The organism is Mycobacterium sp. (assembly GCF_035697385.1).
In the GTDB taxonomy this organism is placed as follows: domain Bacteria; phylum Actinomycetota; class Actinomycetes; order Mycobacteriales; family Mycobacteriaceae; genus Mycobacterium.
Map to the genome: position 1 here is coordinate 1 of NZ_DASSCY010000076.1, position 7,061 is coordinate 7,061.

General features: G+C 66.5%; 6 protein-coding genes and 1 tRNA gene. 5 read left to right on the top strand and 2 right to left on the bottom strand.

The genetic code is table 11. The features are described 5' to 3' along the window. Positions 1 to 252: 252 nt before the first annotated feature. Both VFH65_RS07105 and VFH65_RS07110 read right to left on the bottom strand, forming a co-directional pair. Positions 253 to 909 carry a hypothetical protein gene (locus VFH65_RS07105; protein ID WP_353320448.1) on the bottom strand — a complete coding sequence of 219 codons (657 nt, stop codon included), beginning with the start codon at positions 907 to 909 and terminating at the stop codon, positions 253 to 255. Positions 910 to 1,053: 144 nt separating this feature from the next. After that, positions 1,054 to 1,127 (bottom strand) — tRNA-Gly (locus VFH65_RS07110). 45 nt (positions 1,128 to 1,172) lie between these two features. On the opposite strand from VFH65_RS07110, the gene dcd reads away from it, so the two are divergent. The 5 genes from dcd (at position 1,173) to VFH65_RS07135 (ending at position 7,016) form a co-directional block, all read left to right on the top strand. Further along, positions 1,173 to 1,745: a dCTP deaminase gene (gene dcd, locus VFH65_RS07115; RefSeq protein WP_353320449.1), complete on the top strand. Its 573-nt coding sequence runs from the start codon at positions 1,173 to 1,175 to the stop codon at positions 1,743 to 1,745. Positions 1,746 to 1,912: 167 nt separating this feature from the next. Then, entirely contained in the window at positions 1,913 to 3,226 is a 1,314-nt protein-coding gene (locus tag VFH65_RS07120; protein ID WP_353320450.1) for an ammonium transporter, read from the top strand. Between the two features lie 248 nt (positions 3,227 to 3,474). Next, positions 3,475 to 5,151, top strand: coding sequence for a DUF7159 family protein (locus VFH65_RS07125; protein ID WP_353320451.1), 1,677 nt, complete (start codon positions 3,475 to 3,477; stop codon positions 5,149 to 5,151). A gap of 92 nt (positions 5,152 to 5,243) precedes the next feature. Further along, on the top strand, positions 5,244 to 5,447 hold the full coding sequence (locus tag VFH65_RS07130; protein WP_353320452.1) for a cold-shock protein: 204 nt from the start codon (positions 5,244 to 5,246) through the stop codon (positions 5,445 to 5,447). A gap of 204 nt (positions 5,448 to 5,651) precedes the next feature. Next, on the top strand, positions 5,652 to 7,016 hold the full coding sequence (locus VFH65_RS07135) for a UDP-glucose dehydrogenase family protein (RefSeq protein WP_353320453.1): 1,365 nt from the start codon (positions 5,652 to 5,654) through the stop codon (positions 7,014 to 7,016). The last annotated feature ends 45 nt before the right edge of the window (positions 7,017 to 7,061 follow it).

Consider the following 7,061-nt stretch of genomic DNA (forward strand, 5'->3'; position numbering starts at 1 on the left):
TTCGTCACTAGCGACGGAACCCGCGACGGTGCCGTTCTGGGCTGGTTGACGAACGTTATGTTCGTCCCCTCGAGCTGACGTGATGGGATCGTGTGGCGCCATTGCCGCGCATTAAAACGTTGTCTTGCAAGGCGTTTCGCATGAATGCGTCCACCCGTGCAATGCATACGAAATGACAACACATGCACGCTTGCAAGAACCGCGCCGCACCCTGCCCGAGGGACAGGGTGCGGCCGACCCCTCAGCTCTCGATCAGTCTGCAGCGGGAGCGCCGGCGCCGCCGTTGCCGCCCGCCCCGCCGTCGCCGCCCTCAGAGCCGTTGTTGTTGTCGCCGGGGTCGGTGCCGTTGCCGCCGGGGGTGGGGAGATTGCCGCTGCTGCCGGGACCGCCGTCGCCGCCCTGGCCGCCGGTGCCGCCGTCGCCGCCCGTGCCCCCAGCGCCGGTGAAGCCGCCGGTGCCGCCGGTACCGCCTCCGCCGCCCGTGCCGCCTGCACCGTTTTGGCCCTCGCCGCCTTCACCGCCGGTTCCACCTGCGCCACCTCCGCCGCCGGTGGCATCGGCACCCGTGCCGCCTCCGCCGCCGGTGCCGCCCGTGCCACCCAGTCCGCCGTCGCCGCCGTCGACACTGCCTGTGCCGCCCTTGCCGCCGGTGCCACCTGTGCCGCCGGTGCTGCCATCGCCGCCCGCGCCGAGGTCTTCGCCACCTACTCCGCCCTGGCCACCGTTGCCGCCGCTGCCGCCGGTCGTGGTGCCGGTGCCACCCTCGCCGCCCGCGCCGCCGCTGCCGCCGACGAAGCCGGAATCACCAGTGCCGCCGGTGCCGCCGTTGCCGCCAGTGCCGCCGACCTCGCCGGCGCCGCCGGTCCCGCCTTCACCGCCGTTGCCGCCAGGGCTGTTGTCGCCGTCCATGCCCTGCCCTAACTTCCGTTTGCCGGCGGGACTTAGCGGCAGGGGAGGGTGAACACGGTGGGTGCCGCGACTTGTTCACGGGGAAGTCTGTGACACCGAGCGCGCCTGTTCGTACGAATCGAACGACATCGTGCCCGGTCACACTGGAGCCGATGACGGGAATCGAACCCGCGTATTCAGCTTGGGAAGCTGATGTTCTGCCATTGAACTACATCGGCCTGTTCGACCACGAAGGCTAACATCTGAGCGGCTACGCTCGTCGCGTGCTGCTCTCCGATCGTGACCTCCGGGCCGAAATCTCCGCCGGACGGCTGGCTATCGAGCCCTTCGACGACAGCCTCGTGCAGCCGTCGAGCATCGACGTCCGGCTCGACAACCTGTTCCGGGTTTTCAACAACACCCGCTACACCCACATCGACCCGTCCATTCAGCAGGACGAGCTCACCACTCTGGTGACCGCCATCGACGGCGAGCCGTTCGTGCTGCATCCCGGCGAGTTCGTGCTCGGTTCGACGCTGGAGTTGTGCACGCTGCCCGACGATCTCGCCGGCCGCCTCGAAGGCAAGTCGTCGCTCGGCCGACTCGGGCTGCTGACCCACTCGACGGCGGGCTTCATCGACCCAGGATTCTCCGGGCACATCACGCTTGAGCTGTCCAACGTCGCGAACCTGCCGATCACGCTGTGGCCAGGCATGAAGATCGGCCAACTGTGCCTGCTGCGGCTGACCAGTCCAGCCGAGCACCCCTACGGCAGCGCGCAAGCCGGCTCCAAGTATCAAGGCCAGCGCGGGCCGACTCCGTCACGCTCGTATCAGAACTTCATCAAATCCAGCTGACGCGCGCGGTTGGGCCGTTCATTCTGCGGTGAGGGCGACGGCCACTCGCACTTTTGCGCCATGCGCGCAGAGTCAACGCGGGAAGTCAAGCGGCTGGCTGTCAGCATTCGGTAACTCTGCCGAAACGCGCGCCCTATGCTCTTCTCCGATCCGGAGGGAGCCCCTAAGTGCAAGAGATCGATCCTGCCGCAACCGCCTGGCTGCTGGCCGCAACCGCAATGGTCCTGCTCATGACGCCCGGGCTGGCGATCTTCTACGGCGGTATGGTCCGCACCACCGGTGTGCTCAACATGATCATGATGTGCTTCATCGCGATCCCGGCGTGCACGGTGGCCTGGCTGTTGGTCGGCTACTCCGTCGCGTTCTCCGAGGATGCCGGAGGCGGTCTTGTCGGCGACCTCGCGCACTTCGGGATGCTCGGCATTGATCCGACCACCGCACGCGGAACAGTTCCAGAACTCCTATTCGCGACGTTCCAACTGACATTCGCGATCGTCACCGCCGCTCTGGTCAGCGGTGCGATCGCCGACCGCGCGAGGTTCGCGGCCTGGATGGCGTTCGTCCCGCTGTGGACGGTTGCGGTGTACGCCGTCGTGGCGCACTGGGTGTGGGGGCCGGGCGGCTGGCTGTTCGAGCTGGGCGTGCTGGACTACGCGGGCGGTCTGGTCGTCGAAATCGTCTCCGGCGCTTCGGCATTGGCGCTCGCGCTGGTGCTCGGCCCGCGTATCGGTTTCAAGAAGGACGCCATGCGTCCGCACAACCTGCCGTTCGTGCTGCTCGGCGCGGGTCTGCTGTGGTTCGGCTGGTTCGGGTTCAACGCGGGCTCGGCGCTGGCCGCCAACGGCACGGCTGCGGCGGTATTCCTCAACACGCTGGTCGCCGGATGTCTCGGCATGCTGGGCTGGATCACCGTCGAACGCATTCGCGACGGCAAGCCGACCACATTCGGCGCCGCCTCGGGTGTGGTCGCCGGCCTGGTCGCCATCACGCCGTCCTGCGGAACCGTGAACACCCTCGGCGCGCTCGTCGTCGGCCTCGCCGCCGGGATCATCTGCTCCTTCGCGGTGGGTATGAAGTTCCGGTTCGGCTACGACGACTCGCTGGACGTGGTCGGCGTGCACTATGTCGGCGGTCTCGTCGGTGTGCTGCTGATCGGCTTGCTGGCCAACGAAGTGATGACGGCCGGCCCCGAGGGCCTCTTCTACGGCGGTGGGCTCGTTCAACTCGGCAAGCAGGCACTGGGCGCCCTGGTCGTCAGCGTGTACGCGTTCGTCGTGTCCTACGTGCTGGCCAAGATCATCGATCGCGTCCTCGGGTTCCGTGTCAGCGCCGACGACGAGACCACCGGCGTCGACTTCACCCAGCACGCCGAGACGGCGTATGCCGAGGCCGTGCACGGGCATCAGCCGGTGCGCCGTCCCGGTTCACCCGGCATCCCCGGCCTGTTGGCGCCTCGACCTGAGACCGCCGAAGGAAGCTGATACCCAACAGCCCAGGGGAATTCGAACCGCCAGGGGCGTGTTGTCGTTGAGCCGAGTAGGGTCCTAAATACCGGCGTCGGCGAGCACCCATGCCGTTGCGATCCGGCGACAACTTCAACGCCATCAGCTAATGCCATCTGTTGTAACGCACCGGCTGATCGCGCCGATGAAATATCTAGTTGTCGGCTCGTACGGGATGACTGCCTAACGGCGAAATAATAGACGTAGCAAACATTTTGGAGGGGTCAGTGGACATCGTACTAGGTGTGTCGATGACACCTACGACGGTCCGCATGGTGCTGGTCGAAGGCGAGAAGGCCGACGGGGTAACCGTTGATCACGATGCCTTCGACGTGACGGCGAACGAAGGCTCAGCAACTTCGAACGCAGCCGAACAAGTGATCTCCGCAGTGCTTGGCACCAAGGAGAGCGCCGAGGCTGGCGGCCATCACCTCAAGTCGATCGGCGTGACATGGAGTGATCACGCCGAAGCGTCGGTGCTGCGCGATGCCCTAACTGCGCACGGTATCGACGACGTCATGCTCGTCTCCGATGGCCACGCCGCAGCCGCCCTCGCGCAGGCCGTCGGCCGCACCGTCGGATGCGACACCACCGCGCTGCTTTTCATCGATCGCGACACCGCGACGCTGTCTGTGGTGCAGACCGACGACGGCTCCGTCGTGAAGGTGTTGAGCCGCACGCTGCACAGCAATGACGCGATGGCCGTATTGACCGATATGGCCGCGGCCGTGGACGCGCAGGATTCACCGCCACAGGCCATGTTCGTCGTCGGCTCCGGCGTCGACGTCAGCTCGGTGAAGGCACACCTGCAGCACCTCATCAGCCTGCCTGTCAGCGCGCCGGAGGAGCCCGAGCTGGCCTTGGCCCGCGGCGCCGCGCTGGCATCTGCCAACGCGCCCGCGTTCGAGGCCACCACCGTCGGGCTGGCCTACTCGCAGGACCCCGACGGCACCACCGCTGGCGCCGCCTACCCCGGCCTCGCTGCCGCCGAAACCCAGCTCGCACCAGTCAGCGACGGCGCCCCATTGGTCGACGAATACGCGGCCGACACTGACATGGACCTTCCGGTCGGGGAAGAGCGCAAGCCCTTCCTGCTCGTCGGTAGCGCGCTCACCTCGATCTTCGTGGTTGGCGTTGTGGCACTGGCTATTTCGCTTGCGGTGAGCATCCGGCCGACTGTTGATCAGCGGCCGAGTCCCGCGCAGAGCGCGATCGTTCCGAGCACCGTGGCTCCTGCCCCTGCACCGGTGCAGCAGGAGGCTCAGCCCGTTCAGGCGCCACCGCCGCCGCCGGCCGAGACCATCAAGGCGCCGATTCCGGTGGTGCAGGAAGCCCCGCAGGCGCCGCCGCGGACTGTGTACGTCGAGCAGCCGGCCCCGCAGGCGCCACCGCCGGCCCCGGCACCAGCTGCGCCGCCTCCACCTCCAGCGGCTCCTCCGCCTGCGCCGGCTCCGGTCTACACCCCGCCGGTCGTCTTGCCGCCACCAGTGGTTGTGTATCCACGGCCGCAGAATCCGTGGAACCCCTGGAATCCGCCGTGGTCACCGCCGACGCCGACGTGGACGCCACCGAAGCCGACCTGGACACCGCCCAAGCCGACGTGGACACCGCCGCCCCCGTGGCCAACCCCATGGCCGCAGGAACCGCAAGAACCCCAGGAACCTCAGTTCCCGCAGCAACCGCAGCAACCGCAGCAGCCGCAATGGCCGCAGTGGCCGGGCGGGGGCTCAGGTTCGGGCTCAGGTGGTTCGGGTTCGGACGGCTCAGATAGCTACGGGCCGGGTGGCTCAGGTGGCTATGGGCCGGGTGGCTCGGGCGGCTCCGACTCCGGAGGCTCTGGCGGACGCGGAGGTTCGGGCAGCGGAGGCTCAGGCGGGAACTGTTTCCTCATCTTCTGCGGCTAGCAGCAGCGCGAGCGAAATTTCCCGTTTTTTCCCGTGTTAGACTGATTTTGGGTGTTTTTCGTACATCCATTCGAATGAAAGAAGTTAACAGTATGGCACAGGGAACTGTGAAGTGGTTCAACAGCGATAAGGGCTTTGGCTTTATTGCTCCCGACGGCGGCGCGGAGGATGTGTTCGTTCACTACTCCGAGATCGGCGGGAGCGGTTACAAATCGCTCGAAGAGAACCAGCGAGTTCAGTTCGAGGTCGAACAGGGCGCCAAAGGCCCTCAGGCAGTCGGAGTGACGGCCGTCTAAACCCCGGTCTTCTGCGCCCGGCGCTGCATATCAGTCCGCCCGGCGCGCACAATGCCCCATTCATCGTTGCCAATGCGCAACGAGATGGGGCATTCGTGATTTCTAGGGGCATTTCAGATTTCGGCACCCGTCCGTCACCTGCCGTTGGCTTGCCGCTTGGTGTCGCGTAGCGGTTAGCTCATCGCAGCTGCATATAGAGGCAGTATGCGATGCACCGTATTCGGCACGGGTTACCTCGGAGCCACCCACGCGGCCGGAATGGCCGAGCTCGGGCACGACGTGATCGGTGTTGACATCGATCCGGGTAAGGTCGCCAAGCTGGCCGCCGGCGATATCCCGTTCTACGAACCCGGCTTGCGAAAGGTGTTGAGCGACAACATCGCTGCCGGGCGTCTGCGCTTCACCACCGACTACGACGTTGCAGCGGAATTCGCCGACGTGCACTTCCTCGGTGTCGGAACACCGCAGAAGAAGGGCGAGTACGGCGCCGATCTGCGCCACGTGCATGCGGTGATCGACACCCTGGTGCCGCGCCTGCGACGACCCGCGGTGATCGTCGGCAAGTCCACGGTGCCGGTGGGCACCGCCGCCGAGCTGGCCAGCCGCGCCCGCGAGCTGACGCCGGACGGCGTCGACGTCGAAGTGGCCTGGAATCCTGAGTTCTTGCGCGAAGGCTTCGCCGTTCACGACACACTGCACCCTGATCGCATTGTGCTTGGGGTGCAACGCGATTCGGTCCGTGCCGAAGCGGCGATCCGTCAACTCTATGCACCGCTGCTGGACGATTCGGTGCCATTCCTGGTGACCGACCTGCAGACCGCCGAACTGGTCAAGGTGTCGGCGAACGCCTTCCTGGCGACGAAGATCTCTTTCATCAACGCGATCTCCGAGGTCTGCGAGGCCGTCGATGCCGATGTCACGCTGCTGGCCGACGCGCTGGGATATGACCCGCGGATCGGGCGTCGATTCCTCAACGCCGGCCTTGGATTTGGCGGCGGCTGCCTGCCCAAGGACATTCGCGCGTTCATGGCCCGGGCCGGTGAGCTCGGCGCGAACCATGCGCTGACGTTTCTGCGTGAGGTGGACAGCATCAACATGCGGCGCCGCACCCGGATGGTGGAGCTGGCCACGATGGCGTGTGGCGGCTCTCTGCTGGGCGCCAACGTCGCGGTACTGGGCGCGGCGTTCAAGCCTGAGTCCGACGACGTGCGCGACTCCCCGGCACTCAACGTCGCCGGCATGCTGCAGCTCAACGGCGCCACCGTCAACGTCTACGACCCCAAGGCAATGGAGAACTCGCAGCGCCTGTTTCCGACCCTGAACTACTCCACATCGGTCGTGGAGGCGTGTGAGCGCGCCGACGCCGTGCTGGTGCTCACAGAGTGGCGCGAATTCGTCGAACTGGACCCCGATGAGCTCGCGACCACGGTACGCGCCAAAGTCGTTGTCGACGGCCGCAATTGCCTTGACGGCGAGCGGTGGACTGACGCGGGATGGGACCTGTATTGCTTGGGACGGGGTCGCGCTACAGCCAGTGCGGCGGTGACACCGGCGACCCCTCGAAGCTGACGCCGACGGCCCCACGCCCCGCCGCCCATCGAACGATCCCGGGTA